Annotated in this window: 22 protein-coding genes; 12 read left to right on the top strand and 10 right to left on the bottom strand. The window is 73.1% G+C overall.

Annotated elements, in window-relative coordinates; translation table 11 throughout:
• Nucleotides 1-154 precede the first annotated feature (154 nt).
• From AC067N_RS28445 to AC067N_RS28435, 3 genes are all read right to left on the bottom strand, one after another.
• Nucleotides 155-1411 (bottom strand): vWA domain-containing protein, encoded by a 1257-nt coding sequence (locus AC067N_RS28445; RefSeq protein ID WP_478681732.1) that lies wholly within the window; start codon nt 1409-1411, stop codon nt 155-157.
• Nucleotides 1408-2670 carry an AAA family ATPase gene (locus AC067N_RS28440; RefSeq protein WP_478681731.1) on the bottom strand — a complete coding sequence of 421 codons (1263 nt, stop codon included), beginning with the start codon at nt 2668-2670 and terminating at the stop codon, nt 1408-1410. The genes AC067N_RS28445 and AC067N_RS28440 overlap by 4 nt, the downstream gene beginning before the upstream one ends.
• A 111-nt stretch (nt 2671-2781) precedes the next feature.
• Complete coding sequence (locus AC067N_RS28435) at nt 2782-4197, bottom strand: hypothetical protein (RefSeq protein ID WP_478681730.1); 1416 nt, start codon at nt 4195-4197, stop codon at nt 2782-2784.
• A 326-nt stretch (nt 4198-4523) separates the two neighbouring features.
• On the opposite strand from AC067N_RS28435, the gene AC067N_RS28430 reads away from it, so the two are divergent.
• On the top strand, nt 4524-6011 hold the full coding sequence (locus AC067N_RS28430) for an MFS transporter (RefSeq protein WP_478681826.1): 1488 nt from the start codon (nt 4524-4526) through the stop codon (nt 6009-6011).
• An 85-nt stretch (nt 6012-6096) separates the two neighbouring features.
• Here AC067N_RS28430 and AC067N_RS28425 read toward each other — a convergent pair whose 3' ends face one another.
• Entirely contained in the window at nt 6097-7731 is a 1635-nt protein-coding gene (locus AC067N_RS28425; protein ID WP_478681729.1) for a cellulase family glycosylhydrolase, read from the bottom strand.
• A 129-nt stretch (nt 7732-7860) separates the two neighbouring features.
• Nucleotides 7861-8970, bottom strand: a complete 1110-nt coding sequence (locus AC067N_RS28420; RefSeq protein WP_478681728.1) for a GDSL-type esterase/lipase family protein — start codon at nt 8968-8970, stop codon at nt 7861-7863.
• Nucleotides 8971-9043: 73 nt separating this feature from the next.
• Between AC067N_RS28420 and AC067N_RS28415 the strand changes: the two genes are divergently transcribed.
• Nucleotides 9044-9439 carry a hypothetical protein gene (locus AC067N_RS28415; protein ID WP_478681727.1) on the top strand — a complete coding sequence of 132 codons (396 nt, stop codon included), beginning with the start codon at nt 9044-9046 and terminating at the stop codon, nt 9437-9439.
• Nucleotides 9440-9497: 58 nt separating this feature from the next.
• Here AC067N_RS28415 and AC067N_RS28410 read toward each other — a convergent pair whose 3' ends face one another.
• On the bottom strand, nt 9498-10076 hold the full coding sequence (locus tag AC067N_RS28410) for a TetR/AcrR family transcriptional regulator (protein ID WP_478681726.1): 579 nt from the start codon (nt 10074-10076) through the stop codon (nt 9498-9500).
• A gap of 209 nt (nt 10077-10285) precedes the next feature.
• Here AC067N_RS28410 and AC067N_RS28405 point away from each other — a divergent pair, with 209 nt between their 5' ends.
• From AC067N_RS28405 to AC067N_RS28375, 7 genes are all read left to right on the top strand, one after another.
• Complete coding sequence (locus tag AC067N_RS28405) at nt 10286-10849, top strand: 2Fe-2S iron-sulfur cluster-binding protein (RefSeq protein ID WP_478681725.1); 564 nt, start codon at nt 10286-10288, stop codon at nt 10847-10849.
• Entirely contained in the window at nt 10846-11838 is a 993-nt protein-coding gene (locus AC067N_RS28400; RefSeq protein ID WP_478681724.1) for an FAD binding domain-containing protein, read from the top strand. The genes AC067N_RS28405 and AC067N_RS28400 overlap by 4 nt, the downstream gene beginning before the upstream one ends.
• On the top strand, nt 11835-13958 hold the full coding sequence (locus AC067N_RS28395) for a xanthine dehydrogenase family protein molybdopterin-binding subunit (protein ID WP_478681723.1): 2124 nt from the start codon (nt 11835-11837) through the stop codon (nt 13956-13958). The genes AC067N_RS28400 and AC067N_RS28395 overlap by 4 nt, the downstream gene beginning before the upstream one ends.
• Entirely contained in the window at nt 13951-15084 is a 1134-nt protein-coding gene (locus AC067N_RS28390) for an XdhC family protein (protein ID WP_478681722.1), read from the top strand. Before AC067N_RS28395 ends, AC067N_RS28390 begins: the two co-directional genes overlap by 8 nt.
• A gap of 118 nt (nt 15085-15202) precedes the next feature.
• On the top strand, nt 15203-15523 hold the full coding sequence (locus AC067N_RS28385; RefSeq protein ID WP_478681721.1) for a hypothetical protein: 321 nt from the start codon (nt 15203-15205) through the stop codon (nt 15521-15523).
• Between the two features lie 125 nt (nt 15524-15648).
• The gene (locus tag AC067N_RS28380) at nt 15649-16587 is read left to right on the top strand and encodes a peptidoglycan-binding domain-containing protein (RefSeq protein ID WP_478681720.1); all 939 of its coding nucleotides are present in this window, start codon (nt 15649-15651) and stop codon (nt 16585-16587) included.
• A 282-nt stretch (nt 16588-16869) separates the two neighbouring features.
• Nucleotides 16870-17733, top strand: coding sequence for a fructosamine kinase family protein (locus AC067N_RS28375; RefSeq protein WP_478681719.1), 864 nt, complete (start codon nt 16870-16872; stop codon nt 17731-17733).
• Nucleotides 17734-17888: 155 nt separating this feature from the next.
• Here AC067N_RS28375 and AC067N_RS28370 read toward each other — a convergent pair whose 3' ends face one another.
• The 3 genes from AC067N_RS28370 to AC067N_RS28360 form a co-directional block, all read right to left on the bottom strand.
• A complete protein-coding gene (locus tag AC067N_RS28370) occupies nt 17889-20066 on the bottom strand; it encodes a TerD family protein (RefSeq protein WP_478681718.1) in 2178 nt (725 codons plus the stop codon).
• An 85-nt stretch (nt 20067-20151) separates the two neighbouring features.
• Nucleotides 20152-20484, bottom strand: a complete 333-nt coding sequence (locus AC067N_RS28365; RefSeq protein ID WP_478681717.1) for a glyoxalase superfamily protein — start codon at nt 20482-20484, stop codon at nt 20152-20154.
• A 51-nt stretch (nt 20485-20535) separates the two neighbouring features.
• Nucleotides 20536-21153: a TetR/AcrR family transcriptional regulator gene (locus AC067N_RS28360; RefSeq protein WP_478681825.1), complete on the bottom strand. Its 618-nt coding sequence runs from the start codon at nt 21151-21153 to the stop codon at nt 20536-20538.
• Between the two features lie 143 nt (nt 21154-21296).
• Here AC067N_RS28360 and AC067N_RS28355 point away from each other — a divergent pair, with 143 nt between their 5' ends.
• Both AC067N_RS28355 and AC067N_RS28350 read left to right on the top strand, forming a co-directional pair.
• On the top strand, nt 21297-22778 hold the full coding sequence (locus tag AC067N_RS28355; RefSeq protein WP_478681716.1) for an APC family permease: 1482 nt from the start codon (nt 21297-21299) through the stop codon (nt 22776-22778).
• 46 nt (nt 22779-22824) lie between these two features.
• A complete protein-coding gene (locus tag AC067N_RS28350; protein WP_478681715.1) occupies nt 22825-24402 on the top strand; it encodes an amidohydrolase in 1578 nt (525 codons plus the stop codon).
• Nucleotides 24403-24689: 287 nt separating this feature from the next.
• Here the strand turns inward: AC067N_RS28350 and paaK are convergent, their stop codons facing one another.
• On the bottom strand, nt 24690-26003 hold the full coding sequence (gene paaK / locus AC067N_RS28345) for a phenylacetate--CoA ligase PaaK (protein ID WP_478681714.1): 1314 nt from the start codon (nt 26001-26003) through the stop codon (nt 24690-24692).
• 201 nt (nt 26004-26204) lie between these two features.
• Between paaK and AC067N_RS28340 the strand changes: the two genes are divergently transcribed.
• Nucleotides 26205-26695, top strand: a 491-nt coding sequence (locus AC067N_RS28340) for a Phenylacetic acid catabolic protein (RefSeq protein ID WP_478681713.1), incomplete at its 3' end; no start/stop codon positions are given.

Genomic DNA, 26695 nt, shown 5'->3' with positions numbered 1-26695 from the left:
TTTCGTGCGGTGTGGTTCAGGCTTCAGGGCAGCCCGACGGCACCTCGACAAGGAGGTGCCCGGGTTGACATGCCCACCTTATCGATAATCATTTTCATTGTCATTCCTCTGGTGCCGGCTGTCCTGACCTCGCCGCAGGCCTTCCGGGCGCCCCTCAGCCGATCTCGACCACCCGCGCCCAGTCCGGCGGGGAGTCCGGCACGTAGTCGGGGTCGTCCTCGTCCCAGGACCTGCCCCTGTGGTGTTGGGGGAACAACCCCACCACCGTCCGGCACGAGGGCCGGCCCGACGGCCACGGCGTCTGCCCGTCGGTGAGGACCACCACGACATCCGGCCGGGGCCGGGTCCGCAGCGCCCGGGCGAAGCCGCTCCGCAGATCCGTACCCCCGCCGCCCACCAGGGGGATGCCCTCCGCCCGGCACAGCGGGTGGGCGATCCGCGCCGCCGCGTCACAGGGCACCACGGTGACCAGGTCACGCCTCCCGCCCACCGCACGGGAGATCGCGGCCACCTCCAGCAGCGCGCTGCCCAGTTCGGCGTCACTGACCGACCCGGAGGTGTCGATGATCACCGAGACCCGGGGCGGGGTCCGCCGCAGACTCGGCAGCACCGCCCCCGGCACCCCGGCCGACCGCCGGGACGGCCTGCCGTAGGTGTAGTCGTCGCCCCCGCCCGCACCGGAGGCCGCCGCCCGGACGGCGGCGCCCAGCAACTCCCGCCACGGCTGCGGTGGATGGAACGCCTCCTCCGCCCACCGCCGCCACCCCTCCGGGGCATCTCCCGGGCGTCCCCTGATGCCCTGGGCCACCCGGAACCGGACCGCGTCCTTCTCCTGCTCGCTCAGGCCGTGCGCGCCGTCCGGCCCGAGGTCCCACTCCCGCTCCAGCCCGTCTGCGCCGCTGCCGCAGTCCAGCCACGCCAGGTCGTTCAGCAGCGGCCCGAGGCGGAAGAGCCGCAGGTACTCCTCCATGAGCAGCCCCTCACTCAGCCGCAGTGTCGCCGGCTCGACGGCGCCCTCCGGCTTGACCAGCCCGTCGCCGAAGGCGTCGTCGTTGATCTCGCAGTCCGCGGCGATGTTCATCCGCAGCCGCTCCCCGGGGCCGGTCAGCCCCAGCTCCCTGGCGATCCGGTCGCCGCGCCCGTGGTGGTCGCGCAGCAGGTGCGACACCTCGTGCACCCAGACTCCCGCCAGTTCCTCCACCGGCGTACGGTCCACGAACCCCGGGGAGACATAGCACCGCCAGTGCGGGTCGACGGCCATGGTGGGCACCTGCCGGGACACGACGGGATGCAGCGCGAACAGCGCCGTCGCCAGATAGGGCCGGGCCCGGGCCGCCTGGAGCCGGGCGGTGAAGAGCTTGTCGCGGTCCAGTGCCGCTTCGAGGCGCGCCCTCGTCGCGTCGCCGCTCACCGGCGGGCCTTCGTCGCCGCCCCGGCACGGCTCGCCGCCGCGTCCGCCCGCCGGGACAGGGTGACCACTCCGGCGAGCCGCTCGATCGCCGCCGGGACGTCCCAGTCCGCCCGGCGCAGCGAGGCCAGCGTCGTCGCGGGGACGACCACCAGATCCGGCGCGCCCGTCTCCAGCGCCCGCACCAGCAGCGCCCACGCGGCGTCCCAGCGGGGCTTCTCCGGGCGTGCCCGCACCGCCGCCACGACCCCGTCGAGCACCGCCTGCCGCAGATCCCCCCGCTCCGGCAGGACGGCGCCCGCCGGGTCCGCCAGCAACTCCTCGGGATCCGGGAGATCCATCCGGTCCAGGCTCGCCAGCAGCTCCAGCCCCGGTCCGTCGCCCACCGTGCCCCTGACCAGCAGGGACAGCACATCACGGGAGACCCCGGAGGCGGTGGCGAAGGCGATCAGCCGCAGGGTCATCTCCCAGCTCCGCGGCGACGGCCAGGCACCGCCCCGCCGGCTCTCGCTGTTCGGCAGCTGGTGCACGAGCCTGGGGCGGGCGGCGAGCAGCCCGCACACCGCCCGGCGGGCATGGTCCACGGCCTCCGGCAACCGCGCCGGATCGAGCCGGGGCAGGGTCGCGCGGGGCCAGGTCCCGCCCAGACCGCGGACGACGACCTCATGGTCATGGGTCCACTGGAGGTGCACGAACCGGTTGGCGAGCGGCGGGCTCAGCTCCCAGCCGTCCGCCGCCGAGGACCGCGGATTGGCGGCGGCCACGATCCGTACCTCCGGCGGCAGTCGGAGCGCGCCGATCCGCCGCTCCAGCACCAGCCGCAGCAGCGCGGCCTGCACGGCGGGCGGCGCGGTCGACAACTCGTCCAGGAACAGCAGACCCCGGCCGGAGCGCACCAGGCGCACCGCCCAGTCCGGTGGAGCCATCGGCACACCCTGCTCGGCGGGGTCGTCGCCCACGATGGGCAGGCCGGAGAAGTCGGACGGTTCATGCACGCTCGCGATCACCGTCGTCAACGGAAGATCCAGCGCCGAGGCGAGCTGGGTCAGCGCCGCGGTCTTGCCGATCCCCGGCTCACCCCACAGCAGCACGGGCAGATCGGCGGCGACGGCCAGCGTCAGCGCCTCCAGCCGGGTGTCGGGCCGGGGTTCGGTGGCCGTGTCGCGCAGCAGGGTCAGCAGAGCTCCGGCGACGTCGAGCTGGGAGGTGAAGGACACCTCCACGGAGGGAGAATCAGGGGCAAAGGTGGTGCAAGTCGTCATGATGGATCACCTGTGGGTGTGTGGTGGGACTGGCGAGGTCAGGAGAAGGAGGCCCCTGGGGGAGACCGTGAGAGGGGTCTCCCGGAACTCAGGGGAAGGGGACTCGTGAGGTCAGTAGAAGAGCGCGTCGCGGGAGCGGCGGGTCCGGGTGGGGCGACGGCGGCCGTCCAGCCGGATGCGTTCCGGGCTGGGCCCGATCAGCCCCGACCGGTACAGCCCGTACGTGATCCGGCGCCGCGCGGCCGCCTCCAGCTCGTCCCGCAGCGGGCCGTCGCGCAGCACCGCCTCGGGGCCCAGCAGACCCTCGACGACTGCCAGCGCACCGGCGGTGTCACCGTGGTCCAGCCGTTCGCGGACCCCGGACAGACAGTCCGGCCGACGGTGCGCCCGGTCGATCGCCTGGAGACAGGGCAGGGGGGTACCGGTGAGCGCGACCAGCAGCTCCTCCCGCCGGATCTCGTCCGGATCGTGGTCCAGCGGCGCCAGCACCCCGTCGACCAGCCCGATCCGGTGCCGGTTCCCCCGGCACTCCACGACGCGCGGCTGTCCGGCGGGGTCCGCCGCCCGCGGCGGCCCCGCGGCCACATGGCCGGGTACCAGCGCCGAGGCGACCAGCGGATGCAGCCGGTCCGCGTCGATCGCCCCGGAGCGCAGCAACTCCAGGTCGGGCAGCACCCACGTGGCCGCGTCGGGCAGCACCGGGAGTGCGGGGGCCGCCCCGTCCCCTTCGGACGCCGCCTCGACCCGCAGGGCGGGTGACTCGCCGCCGACCCGGTCACCGTCGAGGTGCAGGAGCAGCCGGCGCCGCGCCCCGAGCCGCACGAGGACGGTCCCGCCCGACCGACCCTCGGCGCGCAGCACGATCCCCGCCTCGTCCGCCCACCGGTCCACGGCACAGCCGTACTCAGGCGGTACGACTCCCGGCGCCTCCCCGCCCGGTACGACCGGGCCGTCGGCGCACGGCCGGCCGGCCCCGGAACGGAGGCGCAGCTCGAAAGCCCTGCGGGCGTCCCACAGATGCCGGTGCAGATCGAGTCGGTAGCGGCGGCTGGGCCGGGGATGCGGGTGGCGGCGATCGTCCGGCGCGGAGCGGGACCCGGCGGAGCCGTCCCACAGCGCCAGCCCGATCCGCTGCCCGGCGTCCGCCCAGGCGGGCGGGGTCCGGACCACCAGGTGCACCGGGTACGGGCCCGTGCGCCCCTCGGCCCCGTACCGGGCCAGTGTGATGGTCAGCCCCGGCCGCAGCAGCCCGTCGGGGGCGATCCTCGGCAGGTGCCAGCGCAGCAGGTCCGGGGCCAGATGCCGGAGATCGGCCCGCAGCCGGGCGGCGACGTCCTGGCCGTGGTGCCGGGCCACGGTACGCGGATGGAGGTCGATGTCGATGCCCGCGGCGGCGCAGGCCCCGGCCCAGTCGCCCACCTCTCGGCGGGCCGTGGCGGTCTCGATCATCGAAGGCGGCACGGCGAACTCGCGCACGCGCGACCAGTAGGAGAGCCGGGAATCCCCGTTCGCGATATGAGTGGGCATCAGCACTCACCTTGCGCGGACGGGACCCCCATTCTGTCAACGGAGTAAGTCGTCATCGCGGCGATCGTAGCGCTCACCACCCCGATCCCTGAACAGGTTTTCGAGGCCGATATGTCGCCCTCCCCGGGGCATTGAAGGCCGCCGAGGAGGCCAGCACCCGTTCGAGTGGTGAGGGTGGTGGCGCGGGCGTACGGTCGAACAACGGACGCACGAGTGGACCAGACCGTCCACCGATCAGTGCCGAGCGATACGCCATGAGCAGCGACCCTCAGCCGAGCTCCCCAGTAGAGACCACCACCCGGGAATCAGGTGGTGGCGGGAGCGCGATGGCGTTGCTGGTGATCGCGTCGTGTCAGTTGATGGTCGTCCTCGACATCACGATCGTGAACATCGCGCTGCCGGACATCCAGCGCTCCCTCGACTTCTCCACCACCAGCCTGGCGTGGGTGGTGAACGCCTACACGCTCACCTTCGGGGGGCTGCTGCTGCTCGGTGGCAGGGCCGGTGACATCCTCGGCCGACGCCGGGTCTTCGTCTTCGGTGTCCTGCTCTTCGTGCTGGCCTCCCTTCTGGGGGGCCTCGCCCAGAACGCCGGTCAACTCCTCGCCGCCCGCGCGCTCCAGGGCGTCGGCGGCGCCATCGCGTCCCCGACGTCCCTCGCCCTGATCAGCACGACCTTCCGTGAAGGGCCCGAACGCAACCGGGCGTTCGGGGTGTTCGCCGCGGTGTCGGCGGGCGGCGGCGCGATCGGGCTGCTCGCGGGCGGCATCCTCGTGGAATGGCTGAACTGGCGGTGGGTGCTGTTCGTCAACGTGCCGATCGGCCTGCTCATCGTGCTGGCCACCCCCCGTTGGATCCGGGAGTCCGAACGGCACCCCGGCCACTTCGACATCACCGGCGCACTGACCTCCACCGCGGGGATGGTGCTCCTGGTGTACGGGTTCATCCGCGCGGCCCAGGAGGGCTGGCGGGACGCGCTGACGCTGGCGTCGTTCGCCGGGGCCGTCGTCCTCCTCCTGCTCTTCGTCCTGGTGGAGAAGCGTTCCAGACAGCCGATCACACCGCTGCACATGTTCGCCGACCGCAATCGGGCGGGCACGTACGGCATCATGCTGTGCCTCGCCGCCGCCATCTTCGGCATGTTCTTCTTCCTGACGCTCTTCGTGCAGAACGTGCTGGACTTCAGCCCGTTGGCCACCGGGTTCGCGTTCCTGCCGGTCAGCGCGGTGATCGCGATCGGCGCCGGGCTGGCCTCGCGGTTCCTGCCCGTGTACGGCCCCAAGCCGTTCATGGTGGCGGGTGCCATCCTCGCCGCGGCCGGCCTGAGCTGGCTGACCCTGACCGACGTGCACTCCACGTACGCCGGCAGCGTCCTCGGCCCCATGCTGGTCTTCAGCCTGGGCATGGGCATGGAGTTCGTCTCCCTGACCCTGATGGCCCTGTCGAACGTCGCCACCCACGAGACGGGCGCGGCCTCCGGTCTCCTCAACGCCACCCAGCAGGTCGGCGGTTCACTGGGCCTGTCCATCCTCGTCACCATGTACGGCACCGCCAGCACCAACGAGGCGGAGGAGCAGATCCCCCGCTTCCTCTCCCAGGCGACCCCGCTCGAACGCATCCAGTTCGAACGCACCGGCCGGCTGCCGCCGCCCTACAGCGACGAAGTCCTCACCGCCGGCGTCTCGGCCGCCTTCGTCATGGCCGCGATCTTCACCGTCGTCGCCGCCCTCATCGCCGTCCTCGCCATCCAGGTGCGCCCGTCGGACCTGGAGCGCCTGCAGGGGGACGGTACCGGCCCCGGGGGCGGGGCCTGAACCAGCCGAAGAGGCGCACCGGCGGGCACGGGCAGGCAGGCGCCCGGGGGGACGGCTTCGCCCGTCTCCCCGGGCGGCCTCGGCATCAACCCGTCGTGCAGGCCGATCCGTTGAGCGTGAACGCCGCCGGGGCCGGGTTCGCGCTGCCCTTACTCGCTGTGAACCCGAGAGTGGCGGACCCTGACGCGGGGATGTCCGCGGTGTACGGGGCCGAGGTGACCGTGACGTCGGCGCCGCTCTGGGTCACGGTGCCGCCCCACAGGTTGCTGACGCGCTGGCTGTCGGGGAACGTCCAGCGCAGGGTCCAGCCGTTGATCGCCGAGCCTCCGGTGTTGCGGACGACGATCTCGCCCTGGAAGCCGCCGGGCCACACGTTCGTCACCCGGTAGCCGACGGAGCAGGACGCCGTGGTGCCACCGGACGGCGTCGTGACGCCCACCGTGCCGGAGCGGGGCGAACGGTTGCCGGCCGCGTCCCGGGCGTAGACGGCGAACACGTACGACGTCGACGGCGCCAGCCCGGTGAGGGTGGCGGAGGTGCCGGTGGTGGTCGTCACCGGTGACTCCGTCGTGCCGTTGACGCGGACCACGTCGTAGCCGGTGACACCGTTCGCGTCGGTCGCGGCCGTCCAGGCCAGCCTCGCGGACGAGGAGGTCACCGCCGAGGCGGTCGGGGTGCCCGGCGCGGTCGGGGGAGTGGTGTCGCCGCCGGAGGAGGCGTAGATCGCGGCCTCCTTCGAGGTGGCGGCGATGCCGTTCGGGCCGTCGAAGAGCCGCCGGCCCCAGCTGGTCAGCCTGCTCGGGTCGAAGTTCGTGACCATGTCCAGGTACTCGACGCCGCCCCCGTTGCCGCTCCACGACCAGCCCAGGTACCCGAGGCCGAGCTGCTGGGCGGTGGCCAGGATGGCGTCCTCGTCGGGGTTTCCGTCCGAGTGGTCGTGCCCGAACTCACCCACCACGATGGGCAGTTTCGCGGCGACGAAGCGGCCCAGATAGTCCGTGACCTCGGCGGCCGTGTCGAAGACGCCGTACATGTGGATCGAGAAGACCGTGTTGGCGTCGGGGTCGGCGGCGAAGACCGACGCCGCGTTGTCGCGCATGGTGAACGCCCAGTCCTGGCCCCAGTTGGGGGCGTCCACCATGATCGTGTGGTCGAAACCGGCGGTGCGCAGCTTCTGGATCGCCGCCTTCGTGTCGGCGGTCCAGCCCGCGTAGTTGTTGTTGCCGTACGGCTCGTTGCCGATGTTGACGATGACGTAGTCCTCCTGACCGGTCAGCGCGCTCTGCACACTGATCCAGTAGTCGGCGGCCCGCGACAGCGTGACGGCCCCGCTCTGCTCCCCGTAGCCGGTGGTGTCGTGCACCTCCAGGACGCAGATCAGCCGGTTCTGCTTGCACTGCGCGACCACGTTCGCCACGTCCGCGGTGTCGTTGCGCGTCCACCGGTCCCCGCTGGAGAGCACCACGCGCACCGTGTTGGCGCCCTTGGCCTTGATGTGGGAAAGGGCGCTGGTCTGGCCGGCGTACCAGGTGTGGGCGTGGTTCACGCCCCGCATCACGAAGTCGTCGCCGGAGCGCTCCACCAGCCGGCCGTTCTGGACGCGGAATCCGGTGGGCGCGGCCTGTGCGGGCGAGCCGGTCGTCAACAGGGGCAGCAGCAGCCCGAGGAGGGCTGCGGCGACCGTGGCCACACGGCGGACGGTCGGCGTACGGGATCTCATCGCGGCTCCAGGTGGGGTGGGTTGGGGGAGAGCGGTACGTGGTCGGGGACCTGCCTGGGGGCGTCGGACGGACGGCCGCCACCCGGCGGCGGAGGCCCGCCGTCCGGGTGCCGGCCGGGACGGGGCCCGTCACGAAACGGCGGCGGCCCTCGCCGTGCAGGTGACGGTCACCGACGGTGTCCCGGTCGTCGCCGGGGTGTCGGCGATGAAGCCGAAGGTGGCGCGGTCACCGGGGGCGAGCGCTCCGTTCCAGTCGGCGTGGGCGACGGTGGCCGTCCCGTCGGCCGCCGTGCTCAACGTGCCGTTCCAGACCTGGGTGAGCCGGGCCCCGCCGGCCGGTACGACGGTCGCGGTCCAGCCGGAGACGGCGGAGGCGGAGGTGTTGGTCACCGTCACCTCGCCCTGGTAGCCGCCCTGCCAGACGCCGACGGCACGGAAGACCGCGGTGCACGGCCCGTCACCGGGGTCACCGGGGTCGCCCGGGTCCTCGGAGCCAGGCTCCAGCAGCGCGCTGAGCGCCGGGTACCAGCGCGCGGCGATCTTGTCGTCGCCGGCCGCGTTGGGGTGCACCCCGTCATAGGTGTCCGCGGCCGTGTCGAAACCCGTCCACTGGTCGACGACGGTCACCGGGGAGCGGCTGGTGCTCGTCGCCCGCGCCCAGGCCGGAATCCGCGCGTTGAAGTCGACGACGCGCTGCGCGCAGCCCGTGCAGCTGCTCGGGTTCATGGGGATGATCTGCGCGACGAGGATCCTCATGTCGGGGTTGGAGGCACGCATCTGCCCGACGAGCTTGGTGTACGCCGCGAGGATGCGGTCGGGGGAGACGCTGCTCCACACATCGTTCGTGCCGAAGTGCATGACAACGATGTCCGGGAGGGTCGCGGCGAGCCGCCCCGGCAGCAGGTTCTGGTCGGCCACGTTGGTGACGAGTTCGCCGCCGTGGCCCTCGTTGTCGCCGTCGTGTGCCTGCCCGCAGCCCTGGGGGCCCAGGGTGCCGACGAAGTCGATGTCCGTGTGGCCGGCGTTCTGCAGCCGGTTCCACAGCACCGCTCTCCAGCAGCCCGGCGAGCCGGTGATGGAGTCGCCGAGCGGCATGACGCGCACCGGATCGGCGACCGTGTCCTCGGTCGTGGCGGCCGAGGCCGGAGGTGCGAGGGCGACCGTGAAGGAGAGGAGCAGGGCGGCCGGCAGGCCGAGAAGCGGGAGGATCCGTAAGGGGGAGTGGCGGGTGCTGCGCATGATGTTCCCTTCCCTGGTGAGATGGGAGCGCTCCCAGGGGAACATGCCATCGTTGTCATTTACGCGTCAAGAGGTGTGCGCGGACCGCTCGGGCCCGGTCGCCGAGGGGAGGACGGTCGCGCTGCCGCTGACCGGTCTGCGTTTCGCGCCGCCGGTCGACAAGTGGTCGCGGGCCGCGGACGGCCGTACGGTCGCCGTGCCGTTCACGATTCAGCGCACGGGTGACCAGTCGCGGGGCAGGGTGCGTGCGCTGACCGTCGAGGCGTCCTTCGACGGCGGTTCGACGTGGCGCAGGGTGCCGGTGGTGAAGAACCGTGCGCTGATCCCGCATCCGGTGCTCGCCACGCTGCCCGCCGAGCACATCGACCGCAACGGGCACGGCTCGGTCAGCCTCAGGGTCAAGGGCGCCGACCGGGCGTCGACCTTCGAGATCACCGTGAAGAAGGCGTACAAGCTCAGGAAGTCCTGACCCGGTCGACCGCTGGAGGGCCGTCGCGCACACGGGCGGCCGGCTCTCCCGCGGTTTCTCACTTCTTCGGCGCCCCCGTGCGCAGGGCGTCCATGACGAGGTCCATGAGGCGCGTGGCGCGGGCCTGCCAGTCCTCGCTCGGGCCGATCTGCCAGAGCCCCGCGATGGCGAGGAAGAAGTCGTCCGCGCTCACGCCGGGGCGGATGGTGCCGGCCTCCTCGGCCGCGCGCAGCAGCGTGTCGGCGGCCGAGAGCACCGGGGCGGGGCCCGGTCTGCCGGGGCTACCCGGAGCGTTGGCGGCCTGCCGGATCGCGTCCGCGAGACCGGCCTTGGTGAGGGCGAACCGGGCCAGACGGTCCATCCACTCCCGCAGCGCCCGGTCCGGCGCGCGGGTCGCGAGCAGCCCGGCCGCGCTGTCGGCGACCTGCTGCATCTCATGCCGGTAGAGCTCCAGGACCAGGGCCTCGCGGTTCGGGAAGTGGCGGTAGAACGTGCCCTGCCCGACCCCCGCCTTCTTGGCGATGGTGCTCAGAGGCGCGTCCGCCGCCCGGGTGAGCTCCTCCAGCGCCACGGCCAGGATGCGCTCGCGGTTGCGCCGCGCGTCGGAACGCAGAGGCGCGTCCTTCTCCCCTGTCACGCGTCCTCCTCGCCGGCTCCTGGCCGGAATCCGTCCTTGCCGATCCGGACAGTTGTCCGTTACGTTGCCCGAGTAGGCGGACACGTGTCCGCTTGGCTCATCCTAGCGCCGCCAAGAGCCGTGCCCCCAAGCGACCGTCATGTCCTTGCACACCTCTGCCCGCCGGTGCCTCCCTCGGACCGCTCCGGATACGCGAAAGAAGGCTGTCCATGTCCTCAGCCCCCTCCTCGACGTACAGCGCCATCACCCTGACCGTCAACGGCGAGAAGCACACGCTCACCGCCGACCACCGCACCACCCTGCTCGACGCCCTGCGCGAGCGCCTCGACCTGACCGGGACCAAGAAGGGCTGCGACCAGGGCCAGTGCGGTGCCTGCACCGTCCTCGTCGACGGGCGCCGCAGCGTCTCCTGCCTCCAACTGGCGGTGGCGGCCGAGGGGCGTGAGATCACCACCATCGAAGGAGTGGCCGAGGGCGACCGGCTGCACCCGGTGCAGGAGGCGTTCCTCGAACTGGACGGCTACCAGTGCGGTTACTGCACCCCCGGCCAGATCTGCTCCGCGATCGCGGTGATCGAGGAGCACGCGGCGGGCTGGCCCAGTGCCGCCACCGACGACGTGCGCCCCGAGGCAGGGCCACCACCCCTCACACCGGACGAGATCCGGGAGCGCATGAGCGGCAACCTCTGCCGCTGCGGCGCGTACGTGTCCATCGTGGCGGCCGTCGCCCGCGCCGCCGCCGACCGCACGGCCGCCAAGGAGGCCGCCGCATGAGGGAGTTCGACTACCGTCGCGCCCACGACGTCACCGGCGCCCTCGCCCTGCTCGACGCCGACCCGGAGGCGCGCTTCCTCGGCGGCGGCACCAACCTCGTCGACCTGATGAAGACCGGCGTGGAGCGGCCCGCCCGGCTCGTCGACGTCCGCGAACTCCCGCTGGACCGGATCGAGTCCACCGCCGACGGCGGTCTGCGGATAGGCGCGACCGTCACCAACAGCGACCTCGCCGCCCATCCCGAGGTCCGTCGCCGCTACCCCGCGCTGACGCAGGCGGTCCTCGCCGGCGCATCCGGGCAACTGCGCAACATGGCCACCGTCGGCGGCAACCTGCTCCAGCGCACCCGCTGCGGCTACTTCGCCGACATCACCAAGCCCTGCAACAAGCGTGTCCCCGGCAGTGGTTGCCCCGCCATCGAGGGTGAGCACCACAACCACGCCATCCTGGGCGCGACCGAGCACTGCGTGGCCACCCACCCCTCGGACATGGCCGTGGCGCTCACGGCCTTCGACGCCGTCGTGTCCTACGAGACCCCGGACGGGCCGGGCGAGCTGCCGCTCGCCGACTTCTACCTGCCGGTCGGCGACACGCCGCACCGGGAGACGGCGCTGCCGCCGGGCGCGCTGGTCACCGGCGTCACCCTGCCGCCCTCGCCCGTCGCCGCCTGCTCCCGCTACCGCAAGGTGCGCGAACGCGCCTCGTACGCCTTCGCCATCGGCTCGATCGCCGCCGCCCTCGACGTCCGGGACGGCGTCGTGCGCGACGTGCGCCTCGCGTTCGGGGCCGTCGCCTCCCGGCCCTGGCGGGCCCGGACCGCCGAACGCGTCCTGACCGGCGCGAGGGCGGACGCCGAGACCTTCGCCGCCGCGGCGGACGCCGAGCTGGCCGACGCCCGGCCGCTGCCGCACAACGTCTACAAGGTGACCCTGATGCGCAACCTCGTCGTGGCCGAACTGACCCGACTCACCGAGGAGTCCGCCCGATGACCACCTCCTCCACCGCCCACCGGGCCGCCATCGGCACCGCGCACACCCGCGTCGAGGGCCGGGACAAGGTCACCGGAGCCGCCCGCTACGCGGCGGAGATCCCCTTCACGGGGCTCGCCCACGGCTGGCTCGCGCTCTCCACCGTCGCCCGCGGCCGCGTCCGTGCCGTCGACACCGCCGCCGTGCTGGCGATGCCCGGCGTCCTCGCCGTCCTGCACCACGGCAACGCCCCGCGCGTCGAGACCGACTACACCGGTCTCATGGGCAGCAAGCCGGACCCCACCGCCGCCGTCTTCCAGCACGACCGGGTGCCCTACCTGGGCTGGCCGGTGGCGCTGGTCGTCGCCGAGACCTCCGAGCAGGCCAGGGAGGCAGCCGAGGCACTCGTCGTGCACTACGACAGGGAGCCCCACGACATCGGGTTCACCGCAGACCACCCGGAGGCCTACCCCGCCGACGGCTTCGGCCCCGCGGTCACGGAGAAGGGTGACCTGGAGGCCGAACTCGCCGCCTCCGCCGTCGTCGTGGACGCCGAGTACACCACCCCCGAGGAGCACCACAACCCGATGGAGCCGCACGCGGCGACGGCCCGCTGGGAGGACGGCCGCCTGGAGCTCGTCGACTCCAACCAGGGCACCATGTGGGTCGCCGGAGAGCTCGCGAACCTCTTCTCGCTCGACCCGTCCGCCGTGCGGGTGCGCTCGGAACACGTCGGCGGCGGCTTCGGCAGCAAGGGCGTCCGCGCCCACCAGGTGGCCGCCGTCATGGCCGCGACGGTCCTCCAGCGCCCCGTCCGCGTCGTCATGACGCGCCGGCAGATGTTCTCCCTCGCCGGCTACCGCAGCCCCACCACGCAGCGGGTCAGGCTCGGTGCCGACGCGGACGGACGGCTGCGCGCCCTGGAGCACCGCTCCCTGAGCCAGACCTCGACCGTGCACGAGTTCGTCGAGTCGTGCACCGCTCCGTCCCGTGTGATGTACGACGCCGACGCCCACCACACCGTCAACCGCGTCGTACGCCTCGACGTGGGTGCCCCGACCTGGATGCGCGCGCCGGGCGAGGCACCGGGCTCGTTCGCGCTGGAGTCGGCGCTCGACGAACTCGCCGAGAAGCTGGGCGTGGACCCCGTCGAACTGCGTGTCCGCAACGAACCCGAGCGGGGCCCCGTGTCGGGCCTGCCCTTCGCCAGCCGCAATCTGATCGCCTGCTTCCGCGAGGGCGCCCGCCGGTTCGGCTGGGCCGACCGCGACCCGCGCCCAGGCGTCCGCCGCGACGGACGCTGGCTGCTCGGCACCGGCACGGCGGCGGCCTCCTTCGGCGCGGGCGCCGGGCCCTCCACGGCGGCAGTGACGGCCGAGGCGGACGGAACCTTCACCGTGCGGATCAACGCGGCGGACATCGGCACCGGCGCCCGTACCGCGCTCACCCTGGTCGCCGCCGACGCGCTGGAGGTCGCACCGGACCGTGTCCGGGTGCGCCTCGGCGACAGCGACTTCGGCCCGGCCATGATCGCCGGCGGCTCCATGGGCACCCGCTCCTGGTCCTGGGCGATCAACCTCGCCGCCGCCGAACTGCGGGAGCGGCTGACGCCGGGCGGCACCGTCCCGCCCGAGGGCATCACCGTCCGTTCGGACACCACCGCCGCCCTCGGCGCCCTCGCGCCGAAGGAACGGCACTCCTACGGCGCCCAGTTCGCCGAGGTCGCCGTGGACCCCGCCACCGGCGAGGTCCGCGTCCGCCGTATGCTCGGCGTCTTCGCGGCCGGGCGGATCGTCAACCCCCTCACCGCACGTGGCCAGTTCACCGGCGGCATGATCTGGGGCATCTCCATGGCCCTGCACGAGGAGGCCGTACGGGACCGGGCCACGGGCGGCCACTACGGCGCCGATCTGGCCGCCTACCACGTGGCCGCGCACGCCGACGTGCCCGCCGTCGAGGCGCACTGGGTGGACGACCCAGACCCGGACGACCCCGTCGGGATCAAGGGCATCGGGGAGATCGGCATCGTCGGCGCCGCCGCCGCCGTCGCCAACGCGGTCTGGCACGCGACCGGCGTACGCCACCGCCACCTGCCCATCCGTCCCGACCGGGTCCTCCTGGCGGGGGTCCCGCATGCTTGACCTCGCCGGCGAACTGCACCGCTGGGCCGTGGAGGGCAGGGACTTCGCCGTCGCCACCGTCGTCTCCGTGGACGGCAGCGCGCCGCGCGGTCCGGGTGCCGCGCTCGCCGTCGACAGCGAGGGCACGGCCATCGGCTCGGTCTCCGGCGGGTGCGTGGAGGGCGCGGTGTACGAGCTGTGCCGGCAGGCCCTCGCGGACGGCGAGACGTTCCTCCGGCGCTTCGGGTACAGCGACGAGGACGCCTTCGCCGTCGGTCTGACCTGCGGCGGGGTGATCGATGTCCTGGTCACCCCGGTGACCGCGGGGGCTCCGGTGTTCCGGTCGGCGCTGTCGGCCGTCGTCGGGGGCGGACCCGCCGCCTTCGTCCGGGTCGCCCGGGGCCCGGCCGAACTCCTCGGCAGGGCCCTGCTCGTACGGTCCGACGGCGCCCACGAGGGCGGGCTGGGCGGCCATCCCGAGCTGGACCGGACGGCCGTGGCCGAGGCCCGGGCCATGCTGGACGCCGGCCGCACCGGCACCGTCGACCTGTCACCGGACGGATCGCACTGCCCCGGCGGGCTCACGCTGCTGGTGGAGTCGTCCGTCCCGCCGCCCCGGATGATCGTGTTCGGCGCGATCGACTTCGCCGCCGCGCTGGTCCGCGCGGGCAAGTTCCTCGGCTACCGCGTGACGGTGTGCGACGCCCGCCCCGTCTTCGCCACCAGGGCCCGCTTCCCGGAGGCCGACGACATCGTGGTGGACTGGCCGCACCGCTACCTCGGGCGTACGGAGACCGACGCGCGGACCGTCCTGTGCGTGCTGACGCACGACGCCAAGTTCGACGTGCCCCTGCTGAGGACGGCTCTGCGGATGCCGGTCGCGTACGTCGGGGCGATGGGCTCCCGCCGTACGCACGCCGACCGCGAGCGCCGGTTGCGTGAGGTGGGACTGACCAGGAGGGAGCTGGCCCGCCTCAGGTCTCCGATCGGACTTGATCTCGGAGCCCGTACGCCCGAGGAGACCGCCCTGTCCATCGCGGCGGAGATCGTGGCCACCCGGCGTGGCGGCACGGGCGTACCGCTGACCGGGTCGGGCACACCGATCCACCGGGACACGGGGCAGCGGGGAGCCGTGGCGGCGGCCTGAGCGGGGCGGCCCGGCGCTTCCACCGGGCGTGTGCCCATGCGGCACTGAGTATCCGGAGCGCGATACATGAGTACGCGGTCAGGTGCCGGGCCGGCCCCGCCGCTGGTGCACTGGCCTCATGAACACGCACACCTCGCGACAGCGCCCCCTCCGGAAGGTCACCGCCACGGCCACCGCCACCGGTTCGGCCCTCGCCGTGGCGCTGATCCCGCTGGTGGTCGGGGCGTTGGTGGCGCGGCAGATCGGCGGCGACCCGATGGCCTCCGTCAACGCCCTGATCGCGGGCGGTGGCGAGCGGGCGAAGTTCGCGCCGGGCCAGTTGCCCGTCCTGCGGGCCGTCCGCGCGGTACCCCGCAGGACGGTCGGCCGACTGGCCCGGCGGCAGCTTCTGACCCGCGGTGTGCGCGGCGATCGCACAGTACGTCACATGAACGGCTGACGACTGCAGTTGGCCGTTTTCCGACCCCTCGAAAGGGCTCTCGTTCGAGTTTCAAGCAAGTCTTGGGGATTTCGTGTAGAAGACTTGTCGGAACTCTGGAAAACCCGTTCGAAGAGAGATCGCGCGTGAGTGAACCGACAGGCCCTGTCTGCCCCCAGTGCGGTACGCCTCGCGCGGCGGACGGCACCCCGGCCTGTTCCTGCGCCGAGCATGCGTCCGAGGCCCACCGCGACTCCCGAACGGCACAGGCGGCGGCCGCGGAGGACTTCGACCCCGTACGGATACGGCCGTTCGTGAAGGTCGGCGACGACACCGCCGTATCCCATGACGGCCCCGTCACCGGGGCGGACCCGGCCGACGTAGCCGCCTGCGCATCGGACGACCCCGCACGGGAGTCGCCGCCCTGCGCCGAGGACCCGCGGCAGCCGGGTGCCCCGGACGAGCGGCCTCCCGCCGCCTCCGGTCACCCCGAGGGCGGGCGACGACGCCGGAAAGCGCTCGCGGCGGGGAGCGCGGCCGCCGCGATTGCGGCCCTGGTGGCGGCGGGACTCGTCAGCGGACTCCTCTCGTACGACGCTCCCTCACGGGACGGCTCCCTGCCGGACGACGTCCGGGCCCGGCTGCCCGAAGCGGCGTCCCAGGAGGACACGGCCTCGACGTCGGCCCCGTCCGGCACCGCCTCACCGACCCTGCCGTCGGGCACCCCGACCGCCTCTCCGGACGCGACCGCCACCGAGAGCCCCGCCGCCCCGACCGGCTCCGCAGACCCGACGCGGACCCCGTCCAACAGCGGCGCCACCCGCACGACGGCCCCGCCGCCGGCCGGGAGCGCCGAGCAGAACCCCGTCCTCGGCTTCGGCGACCGAGGGCCCGAGGTCACCGAACTCCAGCTCCGCCTGCGCCAGGTCGGCCTCTACAACGGAGAGATCGACGGCGACTACGACCGCGAGGTGGAGAACGCCGTCCGCGGCTATCAGCTCACCCGCGTCGTCCTCGACGACGAGTCCGGCGTCTACGGCGGGCCGACGCGCGCCTCACTCGAATCCGAGACCGCGGAGCCGTGACCCCACCGCCCGTCCCCCTGCCGAACCCGCCCCGGCCGAACCGCCTCCGCCGCTCCCCACGGCACCGGCAAAGGAGGTCGGCCCACACCGCGAGCCCGCGGTCGGCCTCCGCCATCCCGGGGATGGGCTGACGGGGGAGGGAACTCCGCGAGCACCCTGATCGCGGCGGTCTCCTCGCCCGGCGGGAGGACCCCGTGGACGGGCGATTTCACCGGGAGCACACCCGGCCCGTACGGTGCCTGGAAACGCGGTGGGCGACAGGGCATCTGGAGGTGCTTCTCCGTGAGCGATCACGACACGCCCGGCGACCTGGCCCTACGGCTCACCGGAAGCCCGGCCGCCGGTGAACGCCGGCTCTCCGAAGCCCTCACCGAGGTCACCCTCGACGACGGCCGGGTGGTGATCGTCAAACGGGGCGACGGACCCGGCGCGGCCCGGGCGGAGGCGGCCGGTCTGCGCTGGCTGGCGAAGGCGGGGCCGGTCCCCGTCCCGGCGGTCTACGGCCAGGAGGGGGACCGCCTGGTGATCGACCGGGTCCGTCAGGGTCCGCCCGTCGCCACGGCCGCGGTCGGCCTCGGGGAGGCCCTCGCCGCCCTGCACTCCGCCGGAGCGCCCGCCTTCGGTGCCGCGCCGCCCGGCGGCCCGGCGGACGCGTACATCGGGCGCGCCCCCATGCGGAACGTTCCCGGCGACGACTGGCCCGGCTGGTACGCCGAGCACCGCGTACTGCCGTATCTGCGGCTCGCGGTCGACGACGGCACGATCCGCCGGGCCGAGGCCGCCGTCATCGAGGAGGTCTGCGAGCGGCTGCCCGGCCTGGCGGGCCCTGCCGAGCCCCCCGCCCGGCTGCACGGGGACCTGTGGAACGGCAACGTCCTGTGGGGTGCCGACGGCCGGGCCTGGCTCATCGACCCCGCCGCGCACGGCGGCCACCGCGAGACCGACCTCGCGATGCTCGCCCTCTTCGGCTGCCCCCACCTCGACCGCGTGCTCGACGGCTATCAGCGGGCGATGCCCCTCGCCGCCGGCTGGCGGGACCGTGTCGGCCTCCACCAGCTCTTCCCCCTGCTGGTCCACACGGTGCTCTTCGGCCGCGGCTACGCGGAGCAGGCCCTGCGGACGGCCCGGGACGCGCTCGCGCACTGAACGACGGTGAGAAGGAAGCCCCACGGCGGAACCGGGGGGTGCCGCAGGGCACCCCCCGGTTCGAGGCCGAGGGCGAGGAAAGCGAAAGGACTTGTTTCAGGAAAGGAATGGAGAAGGAAGCCCCTTCATGGCCTCGCCGTCGGCAACGCTAGCACTCAGTCCGGGATCAAGTCGCGCAGATTTTCGAGCGTGATCACCCGGGAATCCGGGTGCAGTCCCTCGGGGCGTTCGAGACCGACGTAGGTGACCGGCTCGTCCGGGACGGACTTCCCGTCCCAGGACTCCACGTTCGCCGCACCGTCCGCGTCCGTCATCAGGCCGACGAGGTAGCGCACGGTGAGCTGCTCCCGCTCCATGACGGCCCGCACCACCTTCGACACCGACGCCTGGTTCTCCTCGACCCGGTTGGCCGACGAGATGCCCTTGAGGTACAGGTGCAGCCACTTCGCCCGCCACCGGCCGTCCCGCTCGCGCCGGAACGCCAGCGGCAGCGCCACCCGGCCCGGTCCCCGCAGCTCCGACTTCATCCGGACCGTACGCGGCTCGAACGGGCGGCCCTTCTGCTCGCCGTCCCGCAGCATGAAGCCGAAGAACGACTCCTCGACCTCCTCGAACCCCTCCCCGGCGTAGATGTTGACCTGCGGAACGATGAATGCGGCCCGTACGCGCTCCAGCCGCAGATCGATGAACTCCGAGGCCCCGTCCGGTGCCTGCGTGATGTCCCCGGAGTGCCGGCCCCCGACCGTCTTGAGCGAGGTGTACGAGAGCCAGGCGTCGGTGCTGTAGTCGGGGTCCAGGAGCAACGCCGACAGGTCGTAGTCGGTCCGCTTCCCGCGTTCCCTCCAGTACACGAAGAACCGCAGCAGCTCGCCTTCGACCGCCGAAACGGAACCCCGCGGCAGCACACCGAGCCCTGCGGCGGTCGCGCGGCCGCTGAGCGGGAGCGCCACGTCCAGGACGTCCGGGTCGACCAGCAGCCGGCCGGGTGCGGGGAGCCGGCGCCGCAGCTCCCTGTCGAGCGCGGCGATCAGGCGCTCGCGGTCCCGCGCCGGTACGGACGCCCGCCCGTCGGCGGCGACCCAGGCCCGGCCCCGGCGGTTGACGAACACGCGGCGCTCGCCGGACTCCCGCTCCCGGTTGAGCAGATGCTCCCGCACCGCCAGCACGACCCGGCCCGACACCTGTGGAGCCACCTCCACGGCGGCGGCCACCACCGCGTCCCGCTCGCCTTGGTCGGCCGCGGTGCGCAGCAGATGGTCGAGCGCCCGGAACAGCTTGCCCGGGGCGGACTTCAGCAGTCCGACGGCGCCGAGGACGTCGCTCCCACCGAGCAGGTCCTGCGCGCGGCTGTCGAAGGACCGCGCCTCCTTCTCGCCCCGTGCCACGGCGAACACGTCGGCGGCGTGCGGCCACCGCGGGTACTCGTGCGGGTGGAGGCGCTCAGCGAGCCGCTTGAACGGCTCACGGTGGGCGTGCACATCGCAGAGCTTCGCGGGGTTCGCCGCGACCACGGCGTCCAGACCGGCGAGCAGCGCCCGCCGCACCGGACGCGGCACCGACCTGAACCGGGTCGGCTCCCGTAGCGTCACATCACCGCCGGACAGCGCGCAGGCCAGCCGCAGCACATCGGTGACGGTGTCGAGCAGCAGATCGGCACCGGCACCGAGACGGGCCTCGTTGACGACCGCCCGGTTCTCCCGGACCGGGATCGCCTCGGGCTGCGGCCCGGCCGCGCAGCGCCGCGCGAGGAGCTTCAGGTCGTCCAGGTGTTCCTCGCCCAGCGGCGTCGTGCTGCCCGCGAGCGCCAGATACAGGGCGGTGGCCTCGTCGTCCAGGTCCCCGCCGAGGTGGAGGACCGTAAGCCGGTCGCCCGCCGAGGCGATCAGCTCGTCCTGCACCGCGAGCATCTCCTCGTAGGTGTGCCGGTAGCGGCCGTACGTCGGCAGGCTGAGCAGGTCGAGCACGCCACGTGCCAGCTGGGAGAGCACGTTGTCGCGCGCCTTGCGGTCACGGAGCGCCTCGGCGACGCACCGAGTCCAGAACTCCTCGGTGTCCGGCACGTTCGCGGGGAAGTCGATGAAGTACGCGTTGTGCGCGACATGGTCGCCCACCATCTCGCGCACCGTGCGCAGCGTGCGCGTGGCGGTGTGCACCACCGCGGCCCGCGACAGCCCCGACAGATGCCCCAGCAGTTCCGCCGACAGCTTGAAACCCACCGACAGCAACGCGGCGTCGAACTGCCGCGCCGCGGCGGCGCCGTCCCCCGCGGACCCCTCGGGGGCGGGCAGGCGATGGGTGTGCCGGAGAACCACTGACGCGAGACGGTTGGCCATTCCCGGATGATCGCAGAGACGTGCGAACCGTCGCACGGGAGTTTCTCCGCCGCGGGGGCCGCCAGGGCCGCCCGCCTCCCGGTGGTCAGCCCGTCGGGGTGCCGATCCGCAGCCGGTTGCCGTCCGGGTCGCGCAGTTCGATCTCGCGTGCCCACGGGGCCTCCTCCACCCGCGCGCCGAACGCGGAGGCGAGCGCCTCGACGTCGCGGACGCGGAGGTACACCAGCGTGTCGGGGCGGGCGTCGCCCTCGTGCTCCGACAGGAACAGCCGTATCGCGCCCCGGGCGACCTCGACGAAGGCGGGTAGTCCCGGTGCGAATCGGTGCTCCCACTGCCGGGCGAAGCCCAGGCGCTCGTACCACGCGACCGCCGCCGCGGCGTCCGCGACACGGAGAATGGGGATGGCGTCCTCGTCCATGGAGCCCATCGTGGCAGTCCCCACCGACAACGCGGCCGACGCCCGCCGGCATCAGATTCGCGCGTGCTTCTCCCGTCTGCGGCGCGCGTGGTCGAGGAAGCCCTCCAGGGCCAGCTCGAACGCGGCGTCCGCGCGGTGGTCGCCGACCGCGTCGAGGGCCTCCGCGAGGCGCGGCGTGACCGTCTCGTCGGCGATCTCCCACATGGCGGCCGGCGCGGCGAGGTCGAGGGCAGAGCCGAGGACGACGTTCTCCAGGGCCACCAGCACCGGCATCACGTCCGGGAGGGGGAAACCCGCGTCCAGCAGCAGGGTGACGGCACGCTCGTACTGATCGAGGACGCGCGGGGCCCGGACCGGGGACGTCATCAGCAGCGGGATGACCCGGGGGTGGGCGGCGAAGGCGGCGCGGTACGAGCGGGCCCAGGCCGCGAGGGCCTCGTCCCAGGGGCGCACCTCCAGTGCGGAGACGTCGATGCCCTCGGTGACCCGCTCCCGCAGAAGTTCCACGATGCCGTCCCGGCCGTCCACATGGTGGTACACCGATCCGGTCTGCACCCCGAGCCGCCTGGCGATCTGCGGGACGCTGAAATCCCCCTGCGCGTCCACGAGTTCGAGTGCGGTCGTGGTGATGCGCTCCCGGTCCAGCAGGGGCGTGCGCGGCCGTCCCATGGCGTCCATCCTCTTGAGGGTCTTCCCAGCGGTCGTGGTGAAGGCTACATTGCCAAAACCGAAAGCCTTTAGGTTTACCGGCCCGGGCCACCCCGCCCATCCGGTGGCCTCGTCCCCGTAAGCAGCCAGAAGGGCTTTCCCTCATGACTGTCACCCCCTCCGCACCCAGCGTGGACCAGGTCGGGAGCGACGCGCCCGCCACGTTCTCCCTCCGCTCGGGCTCGCTCGGCACCACCGACATCGCCTTCTTCGTCGTCTCCGCCGCCGCCCCGCTCACCGTGATGGCCGGCGTGGCCCCGCTCGCGATCCTGATGGGCGGTATCGGCGCCCCCGTCGGCTATCTGGTCGCCGGACTCACGCTCGCCGTCTTCGCCATCGGCTTCACCACCATGAGCCGCCACGTCCGCAGCGCCGGCGCCTTCTACGCGTTCATCACCCGCGGTCTCGGCCGCCGGGCCGGCATCGGCGGCGCGCTCCTCGCGCTCATCGGCTACAACGCCATGGAGATCGGCGTCTACGGCCTCCTCGGCACCGCCACCCGCGACACCGCCCGCTCCCTGTTCGGCGCCGACGTCCCCTGGCTGCCCGTCTCCCTGGTCGGCCTGCTGCTCATCGGCTACGGCGGCTACCGGTCCATCGACTTCGGCGCCAAGGTCCTCGGTGTCCTCCTCGTCGCCGAGACCGGCATCCTCGTCCTGCTCGCCGGCGGAGTCCTGGCCAAGGGCGGCGCCGGCGGCCTGTCCCTCGCCTCCTTCGCGCCCGGCAACGTCATGGTCCCCGGCATGATCGCCGTCCTGGCGTTCGCGTTCGCCGCGTTCACCGGCTTCGAGTCCACCGTGATCTACCGCCGCGAGGCCCGCGACCCGGCCCGCACCGTGCCGCGCGCGACCTATCTCGCCGTCGCCTTCCTCGGCCTGTTCTACGCGTTCGTCGTGTGGACCGTGATCCAGGCGTTCGGCGACGCGAAGGTCATCGCCACCGCCGGCTCGAACCCCGCGGACCTGTTCTTCTCCGCCATCACCGTCTACGTCGGCTCCTGGGCGGCCGACCTGATGCGCATCCTCATCGTCACCAGCGTCCTCGCCTCGCTGCTGGCCTTCCACAACGCCATCAACCGCTACGGACTCGCCCTCGCCGAGGAGGGGATCCTCCCCAAGGCGCTGGCCCGCGTCCACCCCCGCCACCGTTCCCCGTACGTCGCCGGCATCGCCCAGACCGTCCTCGGCGCGGCCGTCGTCCTCGCCTTCGCCGCGGCCGGCGCCGATCCGTACATGCAGCTGCTGCTGTGGGTGAACACACCCGGCATGCTCGCCCTGATGGTGCTGCAACTGCTCGCCGCGATCGCCGTGCCGCTCTACTTCCGGCGCTTCACCCACGGCGAGGGCGTCCTGCGCACGGTCGTCGCGCCCGTCACCGCGGCGGTGCTGCTGACCGGCGCCATCGCCCTGGTCGTCACCCACCTCGACCAGTTCACCGGCGCATCCCCAAGCGTCAACACCGTCCTGGCGGCGATCGTCCCCGCCGTCCTCGTCATCGGCATCGCCCTCGGGTGGTGGCTGCGCCGGTCCAGGCCCGAGGTGTACGCGGGCTTCGCCGCCGAGCCACCGGCCGAAGCCGCCGAGTGACCCCCGCCCCCCGCCCCATCCCCACCCTCCGAGGAGACACCGCCCCATGGCCACCGCCGACCTCGTCGTCACCGGCGCCCGCATCCGCACCCTCGACCCGCACCGGCCTTACGCCTCCGCGGTCGCCGTCCGCGACGGGCTGATCGCCGCCGTGGGCGAGGAGGCGGACGCGCGGGACTGGTGCGGGCCGGGCACCGAGGTGGTGGACCTGGACGGCGGCGTGCTGGTGCCGGGCCTGGTGGACAGCCACAGCCACCCCGTATGGGGCCTGGACATGGCCACCGGGCTCGACCTGTCCGCCGTACGCGACCTCGACGGACTGCGCGCCGCGCTCGCCTCCGCGCCGCGGACCGACGGCTGGGTCATCGGCTACGGCCTCGACCACAACGCCTTCCAGGGGCGCCCCGTCGACCGCGCCCTCATCGAGGACGTGCTGTACGGCGCACCCGCGTTCCTCCGCCTCTACGACGGCCACTCCGCCCTCGTGACCGGCACCGCGCTGAAATCCGCCGACATCAGCGGGCCCCGCGCCTTCGCCCAGCGCTCCCACATCGGCGTCGACGCCGAAGGTCGGCTGACCGGACACCTCGTCGAACACGCCGCGATGGACCTCGTCACGGCGGTCATGCCCCGCCCGTCGTACGACGAACGCCGCGCCCGGCTGGTCGAGCTGCTGAACGCCATGGCGGCCACCGGACTCACCGGCGCCCACGTCATGGACCTGGGCGACCCCGATCTGATGGACGCCGTGGCGCGGGAGAACGTCCTGCCGCTGCGGCTGCGTTTCCTGCCCTGGTGCATGCCCGGCGCAGGCGTGGACGACCTCGCGGAACTGATCGCCCTCCAGGGCCGGGGCGGCAGGCACTGGCAGGTCGGCGGAGTGAAGTTCTTCATGGACGGCACCGTCGAGGGCGGCACCGCCTGGCTCGACCACCCCGACTGCCACGGCCAGGGCACCGACGCGTTCTGGCCGGACCCGGCCGCGTACAGCGACGCCGTACGCGTGCTGCACCGTGCCGGGGTGCGGACGGCGACCCACGCGATCGGGGACGCCGCCGTACGCCATGTGCTCTCCACCGTCGAGTCGCTGGGGCCCGGCGCACGGCACACGCACCGGGTCGAGCACATCGAGTCGGTGCCCGACGACGTCGTGGCACGCTTCGCCGAGGCCGGGGTCATCGCCTCCATGCAGCCCCCGCACACCGGCTACACCCGCGCCGATCTGTCCGACGAGTGGTCGTCGCGGCTCGGCGGGGAACGCGCCTCACGGGCCTGGCGGCTGCGGGACCTGCGGGACGCGGGCGCGGTCGTCGCGCTCGGCTCGGACTGGCCGATCGCCCACCATGACGCACGCGGGGTCCTGGCCACGGCCCGGGCACCGCGCGGCGCCGCGTCCTCCAGGGCCGGGCTGAGCGGGCTCCAGGCGCTGGAGGGGTGCACCAGCCACGCGGCGCTCGCGGTGGGGGAGGAGGCGGTCGCCGGACGGATCGCCGAGGGGTACCGCGCGGATCTGACCGCGCTGGGACTCGACCCCGTCGACGCTCCCGCCGACGAGGTCGCCGACGCGCCGGTCCTCCTCACGGTGACGGGCGGTCACGTGGTGCACCGGGGGAGCGGGCGGTAGCGCTGCGGCGGGGACGGCGGGGACGGCGGGGACGGCGGGGGCGGCGGGGACGGCGGGGACGGCAAGGGCGGAGGAGGTGGGCCGGCCCGGAGGGGGCCGGAGGGTGGCGGACCCGGGACGGCTGAGGCGGGCCGCAGGGCCTCTGCGGCCGGTCATCGGCTCGCCGCGTCCCCGGCCCCAGCTGCCCTCGACTCCTCTCCCCGGCCCTCGGTGGTCGTCCGGCTCTCGGCGGCAACGGCCCTCGGTGGTCGTTCGGCCCCGGTGGCCACTCGCCCCCGGCGGACCGGTCACCGCTCGCGCAGGTCCCGAACACGCTTCAGCTTGCCCACCGAACGCTCCAGGGTCTCCGGGTCGACGACCGTCACCTCGACCGAGACACCGACCGAGTCCTTGACGCTCTCCGCGATCGCCCTGCCCGCCGTCTCCCGTCGCTCGGACGAGGCGCCGGGGCGGGCCTCCACCAGGACCGTCATGTGGTCCATACGGCCCCGCCGGGTCAGCCGGATCTGGAAGTGCGGGGCCACGCCGGGCGTGCGCAGCACGATCTCCTCGATCTGGCCGGGGAAGACGTTCACACCGCGCAGGATGATCATGTCGTCGCAGCGGCCGGTGACCTTCTCCATCCGGCGGAAGGCGGGGCGGGCGGTGCCGGGCAGCAGCCGGGTCAGATCACGGGTCCGGTAGCGGATCACCGGCAGCGCCTCCTTGGTGAGGGAGGTGAAGACGATCTCGCCCGGCTCACCGTCGGCGAGGACCTCGTCCGTGAGCGGGTCGACCACCTCCGGCAGGAAGTGGTCCTCCCACACATGCAGCCCGTCCTTGGTCTCCACGCACTCCTGGGCGACGCCCGGGCCGATCACCTCGGACAGCCCGTATATGTCGACGGCGTGCAGGCCCGCCCGCTCCTCGATCTCCCCGCGCATCTCCTCCGTCCAGGGCTCCGCCCCGAAGATCCCCACCTCCAGGGAGCTGGACCGGGGATCGACGCCCTGCTTCTCGAACTCGTCGAGGAGGGCCAGCATGTAGGACGGGGTGACCATGATGATCTCGGGGCGGAAGTCCAGGATGAGCTGCACCTGGCGGGCGGTCATGCCGCCGGAGGCCGGGATCACCGTGCAACCGGCGCGCTCCGCCCCGTAGTGCGCGCCGAGGCCGCCGGTGAACAGCCCGTAGCCGTAGGCGATGTGCACCTTGTGACCGGGCCGTCCGCCCGCCGCCCGGATGGAGCGGGCCACCACGTCCGCCCACATGGACAGGTCCCGCTCCGTGTAACCGACCACCGTGGGGCGCCCGGTGGTGCCGCTGGAGGCGTGGACGCGCCGTACCTCGGACATCGGCACGGCGAACATGCCGAACGGATACGTGTCCCGCAGATCGGCCTTGGTGGTGAAGGGGAACCGGGCCAGATCCCGGAGCGAACGGCAGTCGTCGGGGCCGACGCCCGCCGCGTCGAACTTCTTCCGGTACAGCTCCACGTGGTCGTAGGCGTGCCGAAGCGTCGCCCGCAGCCGGTCGAGCTGGAGCTCGGCCAGCTCCTCCCGGGTCAGGCGCTCGCCGTCGTCCAGCAGGGTCTGGGGGAGCGGTTCGCCCGGGCTGCTCATCGCGACTCCTTCGTCCGCCCCGCCGGAACCGGGGCCGACCGAACATTCGGTCACCGTGTGTCACGGCCACGTTAGCCGTCGGCGCCGTTGCGCTGTCAAGGAGTCGTCGAAGCGCCGGGGTAGGAGGCCGGGTCTTGCCCGGCCGCGCGAATCACGTCACACTGGGTACCGAACGAATGGTCGGTTGGGAAGCTGGTATCGATGACGACAGATTCCGCCGGGGCGCCGCCCGAGGACGAGGACGCGCTCCAGGAGCACTTCGAGGCGACGATCGCGCGCGACCAGCGGATCGAGCCGCGTGACTGGATGCCGGAGGGCTATCGCAGGACGCTGATCCGGCAGATCGCGCAGCACGCGCACTCGGAGATCATCGGCATGCAGCCGGAGGGCGAGTGGATCACGCGTGCGCCGTCGCTGCGCCGCAAGGCGATCCTCTTCGCGAAGGTGCAGGACGAGGCGGGCCACGGGCTGTACCTGTACTCGGCGGCCGAGACCCTCGGCGCCGACCGCGCGGACCTGACGAACCGGCTCGTCGAAGGCCGCCAGAAGTATTCGTCGATCTTCAACTATCCGACCCGGAGCTTCGCCGACGTCGGCGTGATCGGCTGGTTCGTGGACGGGGCCGCCATCTGCAATCAGGTGCCGCTGTGCCGCAGTTCCTACGGTCCGTACGCGCGCGCGATGGTGCGGAT

It is taken from the genome of Streptomyces sp. NPDC042364, assembly GCF_056437585.1.
Note: the sequence above shows the minus strand (reverse complement) of the source record. Positions and strands in the feature narration are given on the sequence as shown.